Raw genomic sequence first — 17,324 nt, 5'->3', positions numbered from 1 at the left:
TAAGGCGGTCTGCAGCATGGAAAAAAATAACACAGAGCAAGCCAGGGAACTGTTCACCCGTTATCTGGGGAACCCCATACAGATGCACCGTGAAGGTGTGCTGCAGCAGTATAAGCAGTACGAGGTCGACAAAGAAACAGAAAAACAATGGGCAGAGGATATGATTGCGGGATATCTGAAGCAGTTGTCGATCCGCGACTGGGAAGCTGTGGACACGCTAGAGACGCTTTCCAGGCAATATCCGAATCCTGAAATGGCGGAAAAGATAGTATCGTTTGCTTCACGCAATCTCATGAGCACAGACAGCATCGTCAGACTGCGGTTCTCCGAAAACCTGGTGGGCATCATCCGCTCCCATAAAAAAGTATTGTCCCGTGAGCAGTTATTCACCGCCTGCCGGGCCGCCGCTGAGCTGCTGCAATCTGTCACCAGGCAGCCTCTTGTGGTCGATCCGGGTCATGAGCTGGAGCAGCTGGGCCTCAAAGACAAACGGGGGTTGAACAGCAGGGCCAAGAAGAGCATGGATGAAGTCGAAGCGTTGTTGAACTGAAGAAGGTTTGAACGCTAAAAAGTAAAATTTATGGAGGAATCCCGATGAGATTGCTGGTCTCCCAGCCGTACCACGAAGCTGGTTTGTTGAAGCTGCAAGAAGAGCTGCGGCAGTGGTCCAATTTATGCGATGCGGTACTCTATCCTGAAGGATATGTGACGGATCCGGGCAGTGTGCAGACCCTTCGCGGCCTTGCCAGGCAGCACCGAAAGCTGGTGATTACCAGCTATAGAGATGAGAACCACAAGGACCGGGCATTAATGATTGGGCCCGGCGGAGAAATTCTCCTTGAACGGGCGAAGTCTCCCATGCAAGGAGAGCTGTATGCTCCATCAGTGGCTGACGCCTTAGGTATGCAGATCGGTTATCTGCTGTGTGTGGAGATCTTACAGGGACTGAACGGGCTGGAGGGGCAAGCCGAATCTCTGGATTTCATAGCCCATCCGATTGGCGTGGGCATGTTCAGTGAAGAACAGTTTACTATGTGGACAGAGGAAGCTGCACAGATTGCTGTGAAGTATAAATGCCCTGTTATCGGAACCAGTCATGCTGACGGCTCCTACCGGAATTGCGGAGTGTCCATCCCCATCTCCTACTGTATAGATGCAAATGGTCAGCCGCTGTACATTTCCAAGGCCGACACAAGAAGCCGCATTGTGGATTTGAAGAGCGGCGGTGTTGTGGTTCCGGGACCGGATTGTGACCAAGAGACAGGAACAGGGCTGGCTGGAACTGTAAAAACACATGAATAGTAAGTGGATTCACACTATGAGTGAGTTGCAATGATTGATGCTCTGAAAAAGGTCTGCTCAGCGAAATATGACATAAAGCTGTCCGGTTAGTTATGCTACGATTTTCTGGCTACACTGAAACGGAATAATGAGACAGAGAACCGGCAGGAGGAGACAACAATGGCAGAACCGCTAAAAGCAATGTACAACGAGGAATTTCTGCGCGGCTTCGGCACGAAGGTGAAGGAAGTACACGGCAGTTTCGACCTTGAGGGTTTTGTCGCTGCAGCGATGCGTGACCCTTGGGAGGCGCTGGAGCTTAAAGGACGGATGCGGCGGATCACGGAGACGCTGGGAACCTTTTTGCCCCGGCGGTATGAGGATGCTCTGGAGATTCTGTTTGCGATAGATGAAGAATGTGTAGGCTTCCCTTATCTGTTCTTCCCCGATTTCGTCGAGGTGTATGGTACCAGCGATGAACACTTTGAGCTGTCTATGACAGCACTGGAGCGCTTCACGCCCAGATCATCGGCGGAATTCGCTGTCCGCCCCTTTCTGCTGCATGACCCGCAACGGATGATGGCACAGATGCTGCAATGGTCGAAGCATCCCAATGAGCATGTACGGCGGCTGTCCAGTGAAGGAAGCCGGCCCCGCTTGCCTTGGGGGCAGGCGTTGCCCATGTTCAAGCGTGACCCGTCGCCGGTGCTGCCGGTGCTGGAACAATTGAAGGCTGACCCTTCGCTGTACGTCCGCAAGAGTGTGGCGAACAATTTGAACGACATTGCCAAGGACCATCCCGAAGTTGTGATGGATACCGTACGGCGCTGGAAGGGTGTGAGTGCGCATACGGACTGGATTGTGCGCCATGGATGCCGCACACTGATCCGCAAAGCGGACCCTGAGATCATGGCCCTCTTTGGTTATGCTAGCCAGGAGAACGAGACACCTCTGGCCGTCAGTGCCGTCCTGTCTGTAGAGCCTGCGGAACTGCACATAGGCGACAGCTGTGAGCTAGCTTATGCCCTTTCCATTCGTGAGGGGGAAGCGGTCCGTATACGTGTAGAATACGGTATTGATTTTGTGAAAGCCGGGGGCAAGACCTCGCGCAAGCTGTTCCTGCTCTCGGACAAAACAGTTCCCGGCGGCGCCCGGTTGACCGGAAAACGGACTCACCGTTGGGCAGATCTGACCACCCGCCGCCACTATGCGGGAGAGCATACCCTCACGCTGCTGGTGAACGGGCGTGAAGCCGCATCTGCAGTGCTTGTGCTGAAGCCGCAGCACCTTGGAGACCTGAAGCTATGATTAAGTATATTTATATGTGAGGGGGCCGGGTATGAACGGAAGACTGGTATATCCGGTTATGCTGCTGTCCCTGCTGGTGCCTCTGCTTGCGGGTTGCGGAGACACAAGAAGCTCTGCTCCTGAAGAGTCGGCTGAGTCGCCTCCGGCAGCTGTCACCATGCCGGAGAAGAAGCCCGGGGACTTCGCTTTTTCTGTCCGTTATGGCATCACAGCCCGGAATGAGATTAATACCTTCAACGGTACGGTAACGAAGGATTTGATCTCCAACGGTACAGCGACAATAAATCTCCGACTGACAGACGCTGAAATGGATGATATTTATCAGCAGCTACGCGGGATGAATGCGCTGGGCGGCCTGGAGCTGGAGATTAAGGACAAGACCTGTGGGCGTGAACCCTACACCGAAGAACACTGGACGATTCAGGTGAATGGTCAGCAGGAAACACTTAATTGGAGTGAAGCGAATTGCGAAATCACAGCCGATGCCAAGAGACTCGAAGCATTGCGGATTAAGATCGTGAAGCTGGTCCAGAGCAGACCCGAGTACCAGGCGCTTCCTGAAGCGGTTGGGGGATATGATTAATCGGCTACACACATAAAAGCGGAACCCTTAGCAGCGGGGTTCCGCTTTTTTCGGCTGACAAAGTATTGCGGCTACCGCTATGGAAGCTTAATGTGAAGCTGATGGTTGTCTTTGGGAACCCGTCTAGCCATTCCAAGCACATAGCTTTTGAGTCCGCTTGAGGGTGCGTTCTGCCACAGCCGGAAGCCGTCTAACGCGATCAACCCCGGAAGGTCAGTCTTGGCTGTGCCGGCAAAATAAATTTCGTTGAGCCGTCCCACCAGATCCGCCATGACCTGAAGCTCAGCGTCTGAATACTTGTCATAAGCCTCATCCTCCGACAGCCGGGCATAACTTCGGGTTGAGGAACGCTTTCTGAAGTTCTGCTCGCTATAGGTGCCAAAGTTCAGCAGATTACTGTCCTTGCTGCCGGAAGAAGCTGCCCACAGCTCCATATTCAGCTTGGAGGTGCTGTAGTCAAGTGTGTGATCCGCAGAAGAGTACTTCAGCATTCCGTATTGATGAGGATACACGGATAAGGCGCTGTCCGCGATATCATAAATGCTGGTGCCATCCCCGCTATTTTCGCTGATGTCCTGAATATGGATATGGCCGCTGAGTGCAGTGGCAATTCCGTTCCGCTTCAAGGCGTCGACCACCTGTGCATTGTCATTAACTGTGAAGCCCTCTTGAATGAAGTCACTATGATCCAGCAGACTGTGATGCATGACCGCTATGATATGCGCTCCACTGCTTGAGGCCAGCTTTCCGCATTCATCGATCCACTGCAATGTGGAAGGAGGGACTCTTCCATCCAGCTGGGGGTGACCAAGTGCTGAATTGTTAGCGTATTGACTGGTGTCCAGCATGAGAAGCCAGAGATCCTCAGAGGGGGCTGCCAGATAACTCAGGGTATCTTTATCGTTAAGCAAGGCTTCGTCATACCCGAAGGCGTGGTAGAGGCTGCGGAATTCTTTTGGAGTGATATTGTCCGCCATATATTGCCGCTCGTCCTTGAATTCGCGCGCCCAGGGATTCAGAATATCGTGATTACCGGGAATAACATATACCCTTGTTCCGGTATTCTGTTCAATGATTTTTAGTCGCTTGGCCAGATCCTTATGGCTGCGCTTTTCCCCATTGTTGGTGAGATCCCCGCTGATGATGAGCGCATCCGGCTTTCGGATTTCGATATCATGGCCCAGTTTGCTAATGATTTCTTCACTGTACCCCAGTTGCTTACCGTCTCCGGCGGCGAGAAATTGATTGAAGGCCGGGCCGAAGTCAGTCAGGCTTTTGGACAGGTAGTGTGTGTCTGTCGTGGTCATGATCGTCAGATTATGACCGGATTGAATCCGGTACTGCTGCGGCGTAGTCTCTTGCCCGCTGCATGAAGCCACGGTGAGCAGGACCGGGATAAGCACGAGCCTGCGGAATGAAATATGCATGATAGCCTCTTTCTCCATAACCTGCAAAGAGGTGCTTCCCCGGGCAAATATGCCTTTAGAGAAACACCTTGTGCGGAAACCTATACATTATTTTTTAACTTCTGTTACACCCGTTACTTTTCCCTGGTCCGATGCACTGTAGGTGGCCTGGTACTTTTCATCGGAGAAATAGACATTGCCCTTGATGGTTGCATTCACAACATTGAAACCTTTCGCCTCCACATATACGTCACCTACAAAGGTGCCGCCCTGAATTCGGGCATTTTCACTTTTGATGGTGATTTTGGGTGCGGTCAGGGTAAAAGAGTTGGTGATGTTGTGATCTGCATCCTGCGTGTACAGCGCGATCTTGCGTGCCGGTTCATTCTTGTGGATGAATTGGCCGTCGACGACGAGATCCTCCGTGAAGGTCAGATCCTTAAGGGTAGCAGCAATCCAGGTACCGTCCTTGCTGATCGCTTTTTTGAAATCCTCTCCGTTGTCAACCACGGAAGCCGAGGTTACAGCGTCAGGTGCAGCAGTGGCATTGCTGGCGGTTCCGTTGCCCGCTGGCGTGTTGGTGCCTGCCGTATTATTGTTCGCAGAGTTTCCGCATCCGACAAGCAATGTCAGAACGAATACTGCTGCTAAGGCTGCTAGCTTCTTCATGTGAATATCCTCCTTGGGGTATGGGACTATGCGACATGCTTTAAATTTAATATAGAATGATTAGTGCGGAATTAATGTGAGATTACTCATAGGTTAGGGTATAATATTTACCGAACGTTCTATAAATGGTAAAATAGACGCAGAAAGGGGCTTGATTATGGCAAGAAGCAAAGAGTTTGATGTAGACAACGTGCTGGGCAAGGCGATGAACGTCTTTTGGCAGCAGGGCTATGAAAAAACTTCTATGCAGGATCTGGTTACCGGTATGGGTATTCATAAGCGGAGCATGTATGATACTTTTGGAGACAAGCACACCTTATATATAAAGGCTATGGAACGATTTGCAGAGATGACCGCCAGCAAGATGGAGGGTCGTGTGGAAGGTACGGACTCCGCCAAGGAAGCCATCCGGCTATTGTTTGATACAATCATCTACAAGCAGGAGTCAGAGCCAACAGGCTGTCTGCTGGTGAATACGGCGGTTGAACTGGCTAATCATGATCCGGCGGCAACCTCCAAGGTAAATGAGGCTTTTCTGCAAACGGAACAGCTCTTTGAACGATTAGTCGTACAAGGGCAGGCGAGCGGTGAAATCTCCAGCCGTCACCAGGCGGCTAATCTGGCTGTATTCCTGCATAATGCCCTGGTGGGTCTTCGGGTCATGGTCAAAACCACACCGGATAAGGACAAGCTGCAGACTATAGCCGATACCACACTTGCGATGCTGGATTAATGACCATGGGGATATTATGAACCCCCGGCTGGTATATTATCCAATAATATTGCCGAAAGTCCAACATTTGCTGGAGTCATGGCCAATTCCAAAATAAAATTATCACATGTTAGGGTAATAAAGTTACGGCAGAAAGGGGCTAGGTTCAATGGCCAAGCAGAAATATTACGTAGTATGGGAAGGCAAGAACCCGGGAGTATACGGGACATGGGCGGAATGCCAGGCGCAGACGGATCATTTTACAGGGGCAAAGTATAAATCCTACGAATCCAGAGCGGAGGCAGACGCCGCCTACAAGGCAGGGTGGAAGGGGAACTGGGGAACCGGAGCCGCAGCCTCGGGTGCAGGGAAGAGCAAATCTGCAAGCACGTATAAGCGCAGTACAACAACTGCTGAGTCTTCGGCGGAGATTGATTACGACAGCATTTCCGTAGACGTGGGGACCCGCGGCAACCCTGGACCTGTAGAATATAAGGGGGTCGATACGCAGACCGGGGATCTCATTTTTTCATGCGGACCGATCAAGAAAGGCACCAATAATCTAGGGGAGTTCCTGGCGATTGTCCACGCGCTGGCTCTGCTGAATAAAGAAGGAAGCAGCCGCACGATTTACAGTGATTCCGTGAATGCCATGAAATGGGTTAAGCAAAAGAAGGTTGCCACCACGCTGCCGCGTGATGCTTCAACCGAGGAAATCTGGACACTGATTGACCGCGCGGAACACTGGCTGCAGACGAATACATACAAGAACAAAGTACTCAAGTGGCAGACCAAAGAGTGGGGAGAGATCAAGGCTGATTACGGGCGGAAATAAACTGCCGGGAGCCAGCTATATTTTGGGTAATATCAGGTAAAGAATGAATAACACGCATGGGAGCGGGAGGAAACATAAATGTTCGGTAACGATTGGGATGAAATCCTGCAGGAAGAGACATTGAAGTCTTATTTTCAGGAGCTGCGTTATGGGCTGGCGCGGGAATACAAAGAGTACACGGTATATCCGCCCAAAGACGAATTATTCTCAGCGCTTAAGTTGACGCCGTACAGCAAGACAAGAGTAGTCATACTGGGGCAAGACCCCTATCATGGAGCGGGACAGGCACATGGACTCAGCTTCTCGGTCAAACCCGGGGTGCGGATCCCACCTTCCCTGCGAAATATCTACACAGAGCTGCACTCAGACATGGATGTGCCAGTTCCGAACCACGGCTCGCTGCTGCACTGGGCGGAGGAAGGGGTTCTGATGCTGAATGCTGTGCTGACGGTCCGGGAAGGACAACCTAATTCCCATAAAGGACTCGGCTGGGAGACTTTCACCGATGCGGTGATGGAGAAGCTGAACGAACGGCAGGAACCCATGGTCTTTATCCTCTGGGGCAGTTATGCCCAGCAAAAAGGAGCCTATATCGACCCCAGCCGCCACCTTGTGATGAAGTCCCCGCATCCGAGCCCATTCTCGGCGCACCGGGGTTTTCTGGGCAGCCGTCCCTTTTCCCAGGCGAACAAGTACTTGGAATCGAAAGGCTTACAGGGAATCAATTGGTCCATACCGAATATATAGATAACTTGGATTTGGATACAGCTAAGGGGGTGGAGCCATGAAGCATTGGGTAGGCAGACCAGTTATTATGTATTGTGGCGAAGAACCCTACACGGTCATGAAAGGTGTTTTGCGTAAATGGGACCCGGCAGCTTCCGTAGCTGTCATTGGTCATCAGGAAATTGCCGTGCCTTTTCGCGACATTGTGTACATCAAAGCTCTGGCCCCCAAAGAGAGATCCTTGGCCCCAACGCTGCATGTGGTCGGATATGTCATGAGAGAACGCCAGCAGTTCGACAATGCAATCTATTTCAAATCAGCGGTCACCGTCTGGAAAGGCGATCAGCTGATTGCTTACAATACAACAATTGTTTCCCATACCAAGGGCTCCGTCACGCTCAAGGATGGACAGAATCTGCCAAAAGGCAGCCATATTTTTGTAGTGCGTTCTCTTCGGGGCTGAACGGTTCGGACTAAAAAGGCGTAGGCTCCGTAACGAGAGCCTGCGCCTTTTGGTTGTTGCTGTAACCGAAGCTGACGCTCAGGGTCACAGCTGCTCTTCTTTGGTAACGACAACATCTTCGACCCGTTCGGCAATGATAATCTCGTAGATCCGCAGGAAAATGATTTTGAGGATCATATAGACCGGGAGTGCGATCAGCACACCGATGATGCCATAGAATTCGCCCCCTACCAGCACGAGAATTACGGTTGTCAACGGATGCACGTCCAGGGATTTGCCGTAAATTATCGGAGACAGCACATTATCCTGGATCTGCTGGGCAACTACAATGATCACCAGTGACCAGAGGGCCATCGTCGGAGATTCAATGAAGCCAACGATGACGACGGGTATTGCGGCCAGCAGTGAACCGACATACGGAATGAAGTTAAGTGGGATGGAAATGATGGCGAGCAGCAGGGAGTAAGGCAGGCCAATGATCAGGAACCCTACATAGAGCATGGCTCCCAGGACCACGTTCAGCAGCACTCGTGTAACGATGAACCCGCTCAGTGCGCTGTCAATATCGACCAGCATGTCCTGCCCTTCCTTACGGAACTTCCTGGGTACCAGACTAATCAGGATCGGTGAGAGCTTGTGCCCGTCCTTTAGCATGTAATAGAGAATAATGGGCAGGGTAGCGATCACCACAACGATGCTGGACACGACACTGATCAGATTGGTCATCGAATTGCTAACCCAGGTGATGGCATCGTTCAAGTATCCCGAGAGCTTTGCTGACAGATCAGCATCGCTTTTGAAGAAGCGGGAGAAGGTGGGGTCGTTCTGCAGCTTGGTGAACTGGTCCTGAAGTCCCTGCACCAGATAAGGTGTATTGTCGATGAAATTCTGGATCTGCTCACGAAGTGTCGGCCAGACCAGCACCCAGAAGAGCACAAACAGACCTAGGAATACGATATAGATGAGGAGAATGGAAAGCATACGGTTCAGCTTTTTACTCTCCAGAAGATTGACTAGCGGCCTTAGCAGATAATACATGAAGCCGGACAGCATCATCGGTACAAGCAGCAGATTGAAGATCGCTACCAGCGGTGAGATGAGAAAAGCGACTTTGGAGCCCAGATACAGAATCGTCAAGAATGCGATAATGGCCAGGCATGTTCTGAAATATTTGCTTTGCAGCACTGCAGCACCCCCTAATTCTATTGATTATAGCATTTATGTATCAATTCTATCTTTATAACCGAATTAAGAGGGATTGATTCAGTACGTTCAGATGCAAATCAGCATCTCTGGTTTAGGTACCGGAAGCAGCGGTTAATATCGCATTAAAACAGGAGGAGGGATGACAGTGACGAAACTGGTTCTGGGGATATTTGAACATCGGAGTGATGTCATCCTTGCGATAGAGGACGTGTGTGCGCACGGAATCAAGCCGAAACAGGTCTCGGCTGTAACGAAACAGAAGAATACGCTGGAGATCATCAGCCATGATACGGGGATTGGCCGGACAGAAGCCGGCGAAGGTAACGGAGGTTTGTTCGGAACCGCCAAAGGACTCGGTATAGGGCTGGATATGCTGCCTGATACTGCTGTAGCGGCCGGGCCGGCAGCCCACAAACTGGCGGGGGCGGATCTGGACAGGGACGGTCTTGACGTCAGTCTGATTGGCATCGGAATTCCCATGGAAGATGTAAAGCTCTATGCAAGACATGCCGACAAGGAACATATTATTGTCATCGTAGCTCTGAAGGAAGAGCAGAGCCAGCAGGAGGTGAGCTCCTTGTTCGGGCTGCATCATGCCATTCCGCTAGACGCTCCGTAAGGCCCTCAAAGTATAGATAATCAACGCGGTGAACGGTTTTTCCGTTTCGCCGCTTTTTTTTTCCTGGATTGCACGAACAGAATCGGATCTACGTTGACTTTACCACCAGTTTCTTTGGATACCTGTTTGGCTTTTACAAGAGATAAAAAGGCGAAAATTTCCCCTAGTGCCGTCAGGCCCGCCGCAATAATGGCATAGTCTTCCGCATCCAGCTCTTCACCTTCGACGGGGGTTGTATTATTGCCCTTAGCCGTATTGCCCTTAGCTGTATTGCCGCCATTCCCGTTATTCCCGTTTCCCAAGTAGTTATTATGAGCCATCGCCTGTTCACCTGCTTTTTCCCATATGTAATATAAAATATGTCAAAGTGTGCCGGGGTGAAATAGGCAATTGAGAGGATATTTCGAAGGCCTATTTCTCATGCGGATTACGTGCTCCAATTGTGCTTGATTGAGCAACGCGAAATGTTCAAATGTTATACTGGATCCCCTCTGTCAAACGGGTATATCTTTGCTGTCTGAAGAGGAAAATAAACCAAAGAAAAATTGCTTTACTACGAATGAAAACGCTGTTATAATCACAAGTGAGCAGAAACAATCACAAATAATCATCAACAATCATGATTTCTGCTCATTTCGACCGTAGTTCTCTAAAGTCCACGAAATGTAAGGTTTCATATTTTGCCGCTGTTCACAAGGAGTGAGCGCTATGTTTGAAGAGGAACGGAAAAGGAGCATTGTCCACTTTGTGGAGAAGCATACCCGGGCGTCAGTCCAGGAGCTCAGCCAGGAACTGGGAGTGTCAGAGTCCACGGTACGCCGTGATTTGAAGGAACTTGAAGAATCGCGGCTGCTGAAACGCACGCATGGCGGAGCAGTTTCACTGCAGAGTGTCAATTTTGAAGCGGCGATTCCCGATAAGGCGGACCGGTATCTGGATGAGAAGCAGCGAATCGCACACAAGGCTGTAGAAATGATTCAAGATGGTGACGCCATCCTGTTGGACGGCGGAACAACAACACTGCAAATCGCCAAGGCGCTGAGGGCATTCTCGAACCTTAAGGTAATCACCAATTCCATGATTGCCCTGAATGAGCTGAAGGATTGCCGTAATATCGAAGTTTCAATTACAGGAGGAATGCTCCGGCAGGATACCTTGGCTTTTGTAGGGCCAATGACGGAGCGTTCGCTGGAAATGGTGCGTGTGGATAAAGCATTTCTGGGTACCAACGGATTGGATTTACGCGAAGGCATCACCACTCCTAACATGCTTGAAGCTGCGACTAAGCGCAAAATGATTTCCGTGGCCAAACAGGTTATTCTGCTGGCCGACCATAGCAAAATCGGGCAGGTTTCCTTCTGTAAGGTGGCTGACCTGCGGGAGATGGATCACTGCATTCTGGATAGAGAGACACCTGAAGGCTTCATTCGCGGGCTGAAAGGCTTGGACCTCGACTACACCTTGGTGTGAGGACAAGAAAACCATAATAAAGAGGGATAACCATGATCTATACTGTGACGCTTAATCCTTCCATTGACTATATCGTGGAAGTTGAAGATTTGAAGCTTGGCAGTTTAAACCGGATGACACGCGACCTCAAGCTCCCTGGTGGCAAAGGCATTAACGTTTCCCGTGTACTGAACACGCTGGAGGTACCCAATACGGCCACCGGTTTTCTAGGGGGATTTACCGGGAGATACATCGAGCAGTGGCTGGGTGAAGAGAACATCTCCAGTGACTTCGTAACGGTAAATGATGACACCCGGATTAACATCAAGCTAAAGGCCGGGGAAGAGACGGAGATTAACGGAACCGGACCGGTGATCCGGGATATTGAAGCGGAAGCTCTGGTGCTTAAGCTGGAGGCACTACAGGCAGGCGATATCCTCGTTTTGTCGGGCAGTGTGCCACCTTCGCTGGGAGCAGCCTTCTATAGCAGACTGATTGACATATGCAAGCGTAAAGAGGCCGAATTTGTCATCGATACCACAGGCCAGGCACTGAAAGATGCGCTTGCGCTGGAACCGCTTCTTGTGAAGCCCAACCATCATGAACTGGCAGAACTGTTCGGGGTCAGAATTAACACAAGAGATGAAATTATCACTTACGGCCGCAGATTGATGGAATTGGGAGCACGTTACGTTCTGGTTTCCATGGCTGGTGAGGGAGCACTCTTCATCTCAGATCAAGGCGTATATTATGCCAATGCGCCGAAGGGCAAGGTGAAGAACTCCGTAGGAGCAGGAGATTCGATGATCGCCGGATTTGTGGGTACGCTATCTATGACTGGTGATGTACTGGAGGCTTTCCGGACAGGCGTGGCTTCTGGCAGTGCGACAGCATTCTCAGATGACCTTGCAGAGATAGCACTAATCGGGCAGCTGCGGACACAGATTGAAATTGAACAGATTTAACCAAGCAGTACACATGTGATTAAGGGAGTGGATTGTAATGAAAATTACAGATCTGATGATAAAAGAAACAATGATCATGAACCTTCAGGCGGTGTCTAAGGAAGCGGCGATTGATGAATTGATCGCCAGCCTGACGGCCAGCGGACGGATTAATGATCCCGTATTGTTCAAGGAAAAGATTCTGGCGCGCGAAGCGCAGTCCAGCACGGGAATTGGCGGGGGAATCGCCATGCCGCATGCCAAGACCAAAGCGGTCAATGAAGCTACAGTAGTGTTTGCCAAAAGCGCTGCGGGAGTAGATTATGCCTCTTTGGATGATGAGCCTGCGAAGCTGTTTTTCATGATAGCTGCTCCAGAGGGAGCTGGAAATATGCACCTTCGCACACTGGCTGCATTGTCCAGGTTGCTCATTGAAAGCGAATTCATTGAAGCATTGATGAATGCCCGGACACCTGATGAAGTGACTGCGCTATTTGATGCCAAACAAGCCGAAGCAGAAGCTGAAGCAGAAGCTGAAGCAAAGGCGAATGAAGCAGCCGGCACTGGTGGAACCAAACCGAAGGCGCCCGAACGTGTAATTGTGGGCAACCCGGATTCGCAAAGCTTTGTCGTTGCTGTAACTGCTTGTCCAACAGGGATTGCCCATACCTATATGGCGGAAGACGCACTGAAGAAAAAAGCCAAGGAAATGGGCGTAAATATCCGCGTGGAGACAAATGGGTCAGAAGGGGCTCAGAATGTACTGACTGCGGACGAAATCGCCCGGGCCAGCGGTGTCATTATTGCCGCCGACAAAAAAGTTGAGATGGCACGTTTCGCCGGCAAGCCGGTGCTGCAAAGACCGGTAAGTGACGGTATTCGTAAGCCTGAAGAGCTGATCACCAAAGCTATTAAGGGAGAGGCTCCAATCTACCGGAGTGAGGGACGAGACGGAGATGAGGCTCCGGCAGAGAAATCCGGCAGCGTTGGAAGCAGAATTTACAAGGATCTGATGAACGGCATCTCTCATATGCTGCCGTTCGTGGTCGGCGGCGGGATTCTGCTGGCTATCTCGTTCCTGTTCGAGCAGGTGGCGAGTGTTGATAATCCGATCGTCAAGCTGCTGCAGACGATTGGCGGCGGTGATGGTGCCTTCCATTTCCTGATTCCAATCCTGGCCGGCTTCATCGCGCTCAGCATCGGTGACCGTCCTGCCTTGATGCCGGGTATGGTCGGCGGGTATATGGCCCTTAATTCCAATGCCGGTTTCCTTGGTGGTCTGGCCGCCGGTTTCCTGGCAGGTTATGTGGTCATTATGCTCCGCAAAGCGTTTGCGGGCCTGCCCAAGACACTTGATGGATTGAAGCCGATTCTGCTCTACCCGGTGTTCAGCCTGCTGATTACCGGCGGGATTATGTTCTACCTGTTCGATCCGGTATTCAGCTGGCTAAATGAAGGCCTGATCAGCGGACTTAACAATCTGGGAACAGGCAATGCAGTTCTGCTCGGTCTGGTTCTCGGGGGCATGATGGCGATTGATATGGGTGGACCGTTCAACAAAGCGGCTTACACGTTTGCCATTGGCGTATTTACCTCCAGCGGCAACACGAACGGATTAATGATGGCGGCCGTTATGGCCGGAGGGATGGTTCCTCCACTGGCTATTGCCCTTGCCACAACCTTCTTCAAACATAAATTTACCGAAACAGAACGTAAATCCGGTCTCACGAACTATGTGCTGGGTCTATCATTCATTACGGAAGGCGCTATTCCCTTTGCTGCAGCCGATCCGATGCGTGTACTCACCTCCTGTATCGCAGGTTCAGCTGTTGCCGGTGGTCTGACCCAGTTATGGAAAATCAACGTCCCTGCACCGCATGGCGGTATCTTCGTAGCCGCACTGTCCAGCAATGCCTTGCTGTTCATCCTGGCCGTCCTGATCGGTTCTGTGATCTCCGGATTAACGCTTGGCCTGTGGAAAAAGCCGCTGAGAAACGGCTGAGCATAGCATAATCCAATGAGGTTGTCCCGAAGTCATTCGTTGACGGGGCAACCTCTTTGTTATGGTAAGGAGAAGAAAGTCCCGCTGCTCAGGCACACTGGCTCATAGAAGAATTTGCTAATTGGCCCAGTACCTTTTACTTTTACCTGAAGCCTCTGGACGGATTTGACCTACCCTCCTGCAAGATGTTAGGGTAATTTGAAGAGCCAAAATTTGCCGGGAGGGATTATTCATGTCGGAAGTAAAGCTTGTGATTGGATATGATGAATTTGAAGATGGCCAACGGATAGCGGATGCGATTGAACGCTTAAGTATGAGTCCTGAAGCAGCTTCGCTGAGCAGCCTTATTATCGGAGACTGGGGCCAGGCCTATGAGAACAGCTCGGAGGAGGTTGTCGGGGAGCTCGTGAAGTACAGTGCAAGCTTCCCGGCGCTGCGTAAGCTGTTCATCGGCGAGATGGGTTATGAGGAATGTGAGATCTCGTGGATTACCCAAAGTGATCTTTCTCCGCTCTTGCCGGCTTTCCCGGAGCTTCAATCGCTCACGATTCAGGGCGGGAACGAATTGAGCCTGAAGAACCTGCAGCATGACAAGCTGGAAGAACTGATTATTATTACCGGCGGCCTGGGGAAAGACGTTCTGGCTGAGATCGCGGCTTCTAAGCTGCCGAATCTGCGCAAGCTGGAGCTGTATCTTGGAGTAGATAATTATGGCTTTGACGGGAGTCTTGCGGATCTGACTCCGCTTATTGAGCCAGGCAAGTTCCCCAAGCTTACTTACCTCGGCCTGAAAAACAGCGAAATTCAGGATGAAATCGCCAAAGCAGTTGCTGATGCCCCTATCCTGGACCAGCTTGATACCCTTGACCTTTCGCTTGGCACTCTTAGTGATGAAGGAGCGGAAGCTCTTCTGGCCAGCCAGCGGATAAAGGGCTTGAAGGCGCTGAACCTCAGCCATCACTACATGTCAGAAGAGATGGTGGCACGCTGGCAGAAGAGCGGTCTGCCTGTTGATGTCAGCGACCGGCAGACCAGCGATGATGACGAAGACTGGCGGTATCCTTCCATTACCGAGTGATGAAGGAGACGCGGCCGCTGGTCGTCATCGGCATTCCCGGTGACAGACGGACTGGCGGAATTCAGCAGGCAAGAAGCCGTCTCGGACTGCCTCCGGCGATCATCTTGCCATATACCGGACTGCTTGCAGGTCAAACGCTGGCCGGACTGCTCGAAGCGGAGGGAATCCTAGATATGCAGAACAGGTTAACCTCCGGCATGTGCGCTCCGCTGCTCCGGCTGGATTCGCCAGGGGGCAGCTTTGAGGTGGAACGGGCCCTGATTGCGCTGGGAGCGCCCGATGCCGGGGATTACAATGATGCTCTGCATCCCTTCGGGCAGGAGCAGGATCTGTTCCCGCTGAGCTTCAAAACGGCCGGCAAACTTCGGGAAATGCCTGGTGTTCTGCACCATCCTTCCCAGTGGTTTCGCGGGTATTGCCGCCTGCTGGCCAGGCTGCGGGAAGAGGCGTCTCTCGTTCTGCCGGAGTCCCGGTGGTTGAATGATCCGCAGGATATTGCGGCGATGACCGACAAACGGTGCACCCAGCAGCTTCTGGCGTCTGCTGGTGTCAGGATTCCCCGGCCGCTTGGTGAAGAGGGGACACGGGTAGATTACGCCTCTATCCGTGAACAGATGCACCGGCAGCGGATGCACCGGGTTTTTATTAAGCTTGCCTGCGGGTCCGCTGCCTCCGGTGTTATCGCCTACCAGATGAACCCGTCTACAGGCGCGGAGATTGCTGTGACCACTGTGGGGGTAGAACATTATATTACCCGTCCCCCTATCTATTATAATTCCGGCAAGCTGCGGCGTTATACCGACAGCCGCATGATTGCCGGATTGATCAACTGGCTCTGCCGCCACGGCGTATATGCCGAGCAGTGGATTCCAAAATCAGGTGCAGGTGGAGCTTCGCTCGACATCCGTCAGCTGGTGGTGCTGGGCGGGGCCTGCCACTCCATTGCCCGGGTAAGCTCTACGCCTATCACGAATCTTCATCTGCGCAGCCGGCGGATGACTCCGGCAGAGGCCGGTCTTTCCGGGGAGGTTCAGGAGGAAGTGCGGGATACAGCGGTACGGGCGCTGGCGGCTTTTCCTCGATCTGCTGTCGCAGGAATAGACGTCCTGGTATCCGCCGGTTCAGGGAAGACATATGCTGCCGATGTGAATCCTTTTGGTGACTTGCTCTATGACGTAGAATATCAGGGCTTTGGCACCTATGAGTGGGAGCTGAAGCAGTTAATAAAGGAAGGACACTTATGATAGACATGAATGCCACTGTCGGCACCCACGATCTGCTGATGATCACTCTCGATACCCTTCGCTATGATGCGGCGGTTCTGGAAGAAGCGAACTGCCCCAATCTGTGCGGCAGCGGTTCCTGGGAGAAAAGACATACGCCGGGGAGCTTCACCTATGCGGCTCATCATGCTTTTTTTGGCGGATTTCTGCCTACCCCGGCTACTACGGATAAGTCTCAGCATGTAAGGCTGTTCCATTCGCGGAATACCGGAATGAAGACCCATCCGGACACCTGGCTGTTTGATACACCGGATGTGGTGTCTGGACTTGCCGCCGAAGGCTACCGGACCGTTTGTATCGGGGGAGTCATTTTTTTCAGCAAAAAAGTGCCGCTCGCCCGTGTCCTGCCCGGCTATTTCCAGCACAGCTACTGGCGGATGACGTTCGGCGTTACGAATCCCCGCTCCACAGAGCACCAGGTGAACCATGCTCTTAAGCTGCTGAAGGATACTCCGCTGGATCAAAGGCTGTTTATGTTTCTCAATGTTTCGGCGATCCACGGTCCGAGTCATTTCTTTGTGCCAGGTGCCCGGAAGGATTCCGTCGACACCCAGCGCGCTGCACTACGATATGTAGACGGAGAGCTAGGCCGGTTGTTCGATGCATTTCGTGAACGCGGCAACCCGGTGTTCTGCCTGGCTTTTTCAGATCATGGCGAGGCTTTCGGCGAAGAGGGCTACCATGGGCACCGGCTGGCGCATGAGACCGTATGGAATGTTCCGTACCGGGAGTTTTTTCTCTAGCCAATAACCGAATGTAC

19 protein-coding genes are annotated in these 17,324 nt (G+C 51.8%); 15 read left to right on the top strand and 4 right to left on the bottom strand.

What is annotated here, in order from left to right; translation table 11 throughout:
* Positions 1-16: 16 nt before the first annotated feature.
* The 4 genes from A3842_RS20390 (at position 17) to A3842_RS20375 (ending at position 3,172) form a co-directional block, all read left to right on the top strand.
* Positions 17-550 (top strand): hypothetical protein, encoded by a 534-nt coding sequence (locus A3842_RS20390; protein ID WP_074102555.1) that lies wholly within the window; start codon positions 17-19, stop codon positions 548-550.
* Positions 551-594: 44 nt separating this feature from the next.
* Positions 595-1,302 carry a hypothetical protein gene (locus tag A3842_RS20385; RefSeq protein WP_074102554.1) on the top strand — a complete coding sequence of 236 codons (708 nt, stop codon included), beginning with the start codon at positions 595-597 and terminating at the stop codon, positions 1,300-1,302.
* A gap of 159 nt (positions 1,303-1,461) precedes the next feature.
* The gene (locus A3842_RS20380; protein ID WP_074102553.1) at positions 1,462-2,589 is read left to right on the top strand and encodes a DNA alkylation repair protein; all 1,128 of its coding nucleotides are present in this window, start codon (positions 1,462-1,464) and stop codon (positions 2,587-2,589) included.
* Positions 2,590-2,620: 31 nt separating this feature from the next.
* A complete protein-coding gene (locus A3842_RS20375) occupies positions 2,621-3,172 on the top strand; it encodes a hypothetical protein (protein WP_074102552.1) in 552 nt (183 codons plus the stop codon).
* Between the two features lie 77 nt (positions 3,173-3,249).
* On the opposite strand, the gene A3842_RS20370 is transcribed toward A3842_RS20375, so the two are convergent.
* Both A3842_RS20370 and A3842_RS20365 read right to left on the bottom strand, forming a co-directional pair.
* Positions 3,250-4,599 carry a metallophosphoesterase gene (locus A3842_RS20370; RefSeq protein WP_074102565.1) on the bottom strand — a complete coding sequence of 450 codons (1,350 nt, stop codon included), beginning with the start codon at positions 4,597-4,599 and terminating at the stop codon, positions 3,250-3,252.
* Between the two features lie 87 nt (positions 4,600-4,686).
* Positions 4,687-5,247, bottom strand: a complete 561-nt coding sequence (locus A3842_RS20365; protein WP_083606942.1) for a hypothetical protein — start codon at positions 5,245-5,247, stop codon at positions 4,687-4,689.
* 157 nt (positions 5,248-5,404) lie between these two features.
* Between A3842_RS20365 and A3842_RS20360 the strand changes: the two genes are divergently transcribed.
* From A3842_RS20360 to A3842_RS20345, 4 genes are all read left to right on the top strand, one after another.
* Complete coding sequence (locus tag A3842_RS20360) at positions 5,405-5,980, top strand: TetR/AcrR family transcriptional regulator (RefSeq protein ID WP_074102551.1); 576 nt, start codon at positions 5,405-5,407, stop codon at positions 5,978-5,980.
* Positions 5,981-6,128: 148 nt separating this feature from the next.
* Positions 6,129-6,794 carry a ribonuclease H gene (gene rnhA / locus A3842_RS20355; protein WP_074102550.1) on the top strand — a complete coding sequence of 222 codons (666 nt, stop codon included), beginning with the start codon at positions 6,129-6,131 and terminating at the stop codon, positions 6,792-6,794.
* A 78-nt stretch (positions 6,795-6,872) separates the two neighbouring features.
* Positions 6,873-7,541, top strand: a complete 669-nt coding sequence (gene ung, locus A3842_RS20350) for a uracil-DNA glycosylase (protein WP_074085392.1) — start codon at positions 6,873-6,875, stop codon at positions 7,539-7,541.
* Positions 7,542-7,578: 37 nt separating this feature from the next.
* Positions 7,579-7,983: a hypothetical protein gene (locus tag A3842_RS20345; RefSeq protein ID WP_074102549.1), complete on the top strand. Its 405-nt coding sequence runs from the start codon at positions 7,579-7,581 to the stop codon at positions 7,981-7,983.
* A gap of 84 nt (positions 7,984-8,067) precedes the next feature.
* Here A3842_RS20345 and A3842_RS20340 read toward each other — a convergent pair whose 3' ends face one another.
* Entirely contained in the window at positions 8,068-9,168 is a 1,101-nt protein-coding gene (locus A3842_RS20340; protein WP_074102548.1) for an AI-2E family transporter, read from the bottom strand.
* A 166-nt stretch (positions 9,169-9,334) separates the two neighbouring features.
* Between A3842_RS20340 and A3842_RS20335 the strand changes: the two genes are divergently transcribed.
* Entirely contained in the window at positions 9,335-9,808 is a 474-nt protein-coding gene (locus A3842_RS20335; protein WP_143186326.1) for a hypothetical protein, read from the top strand.
* Between the two features lie 20 nt (positions 9,809-9,828).
* Here A3842_RS20335 and A3842_RS20330 read toward each other — a convergent pair whose 3' ends face one another.
* Positions 9,829-10,128, bottom strand: a complete 300-nt coding sequence (locus tag A3842_RS20330; RefSeq protein WP_074102546.1) for a hypothetical protein — start codon at positions 10,126-10,128, stop codon at positions 9,829-9,831.
* Positions 10,129-10,516: 388 nt separating this feature from the next.
* Here A3842_RS20330 and A3842_RS20325 point away from each other — a divergent pair, with 388 nt between their 5' ends.
* The 6 genes from A3842_RS20325 (at position 10,517) to A3842_RS20300 (ending at position 17,307) form a co-directional block, all read left to right on the top strand.
* Positions 10,517-11,278 carry a DeoR/GlpR family DNA-binding transcription regulator gene (locus A3842_RS20325; protein ID WP_074102545.1) on the top strand — a complete coding sequence of 254 codons (762 nt, stop codon included), beginning with the start codon at positions 10,517-10,519 and terminating at the stop codon, positions 11,276-11,278.
* A 32-nt stretch (positions 11,279-11,310) separates the two neighbouring features.
* Positions 11,311-12,222, top strand: a complete 912-nt coding sequence (pfkB, locus tag A3842_RS20320) for a 1-phosphofructokinase (protein ID WP_074102544.1) — start codon at positions 11,311-11,313, stop codon at positions 12,220-12,222.
* Between the two features lie 37 nt (positions 12,223-12,259).
* Positions 12,260-14,203, top strand: coding sequence for a PTS fructose transporter subunit IIABC (locus A3842_RS20315; RefSeq protein ID WP_074102543.1), 1,944 nt, complete (start codon positions 12,260-12,262; stop codon positions 14,201-14,203).
* Between the two features lie 232 nt (positions 14,204-14,435).
* Complete coding sequence (locus A3842_RS20310; RefSeq protein WP_074102542.1) at positions 14,436-15,281, top strand: STM4015 family protein; 846 nt, start codon at positions 14,436-14,438, stop codon at positions 15,279-15,281.
* A complete protein-coding gene (locus A3842_RS20305; protein ID WP_074102541.1) occupies positions 15,281-16,525 on the top strand; it encodes an STM4014 family protein in 1,245 nt (414 codons plus the stop codon). Before A3842_RS20310 ends, A3842_RS20305 begins: the two co-directional genes overlap by 1 nt.
* A complete protein-coding gene (locus tag A3842_RS20300) occupies positions 16,522-17,307 on the top strand; it encodes an STM4013/SEN3800 family hydrolase (RefSeq protein ID WP_074102540.1) in 786 nt (261 codons plus the stop codon). Before A3842_RS20305 ends, A3842_RS20300 begins: the two co-directional genes overlap by 4 nt.
* Positions 17,308-17,324 lie beyond the last annotated feature (17 nt).

It is taken from the genome of Paenibacillus sp. P3E (assembly GCF_001909045.1).
Classification (GTDB): domain Bacteria; phylum Bacillota; class Bacilli; order Paenibacillales; family Paenibacillaceae; genus Paenibacillus_AQ; species Paenibacillus_AQ helianthi.
The sequence above is the reverse complement of the archived record's forward strand: the minus strand, read 5'-3'. Positions and strand labels throughout refer to the sequence as shown.

Bases quoted from the DNA above. Each gene is read 5' to 3' on its own strand.
- A3842_RS20390 (WP_074102555.1), top strand. From the start codon at position 17: ATGGAAAAAAATAACACAGAGCAAGCCAGGGAACTGTTCACCCGTTAT.
- A3842_RS20385 (WP_074102554.1), top strand. From the start codon at position 595: ATGAGATTGCTGGTCTCCCAGCCGTACCACGAAGCTGGTTTGTTGAAG.
- A3842_RS20380 (WP_074102553.1), top strand. From the start codon at position 1,462: ATGGCAGAACCGCTAAAAGCAATGTACAACGAGGAATTTCTGCGCGGC.
- A3842_RS20375 (WP_074102552.1), top strand. From the start codon at position 2,621: ATGAACGGAAGACTGGTATATCCGGTTATGCTGCTGTCCCTGCTGGTG.
- A3842_RS20370 (WP_074102565.1), bottom strand. From the start codon at position 4,599: ATGCATATTTCATTCCGCAGGCTCGTGCTTATCCCGGTCCTGCTCACC.
- A3842_RS20365 (WP_083606942.1), bottom strand. From the start codon at position 5,247: ATGAAGAAGCTAGCAGCCTTAGCAGCAGTATTCGTTCTGACATTGCTT.
- A3842_RS20360 (WP_074102551.1), top strand. From the start codon at position 5,405: ATGGCAAGAAGCAAAGAGTTTGATGTAGACAACGTGCTGGGCAAGGCG.
- rnhA (WP_074102550.1), top strand. From the start codon at position 6,129: ATGGCCAAGCAGAAATATTACGTAGTATGGGAAGGCAAGAACCCGGGA.
- ung (WP_074085392.1), top strand. From the start codon at position 6,873: ATGTTCGGTAACGATTGGGATGAAATCCTGCAGGAAGAGACATTGAAG.
- A3842_RS20345 (WP_074102549.1), top strand. From the start codon at position 7,579: ATGAAGCATTGGGTAGGCAGACCAGTTATTATGTATTGTGGCGAAGAA.
- A3842_RS20330 (WP_074102546.1), bottom strand. From the start codon at position 10,128: ATGGCTCATAATAACTACTTGGGAAACGGGAATAACGGGAATGGCGGC.
- A3842_RS20325 (WP_074102545.1), top strand. From the start codon at position 10,517: ATGTTTGAAGAGGAACGGAAAAGGAGCATTGTCCACTTTGTGGAGAAG.
- pfkB (WP_074102544.1), top strand. From the start codon at position 11,311: ATGATCTATACTGTGACGCTTAATCCTTCCATTGACTATATCGTGGAA.
- A3842_RS20315 (WP_074102543.1), top strand. From the start codon at position 12,260: ATGAAAATTACAGATCTGATGATAAAAGAAACAATGATCATGAACCTT.
- A3842_RS20310 (WP_074102542.1), top strand. From the start codon at position 14,436: ATGTCGGAAGTAAAGCTTGTGATTGGATATGATGAATTTGAAGATGGC.
- A3842_RS20305 (WP_074102541.1), top strand. From the start codon at position 15,281: ATGAAGGAGACGCGGCCGCTGGTCGTCATCGGCATTCCCGGTGACAGA.
- A3842_RS20300 (WP_074102540.1), top strand. From the start codon at position 16,522: ATGATAGACATGAATGCCACTGTCGGCACCCACGATCTGCTGATGATC.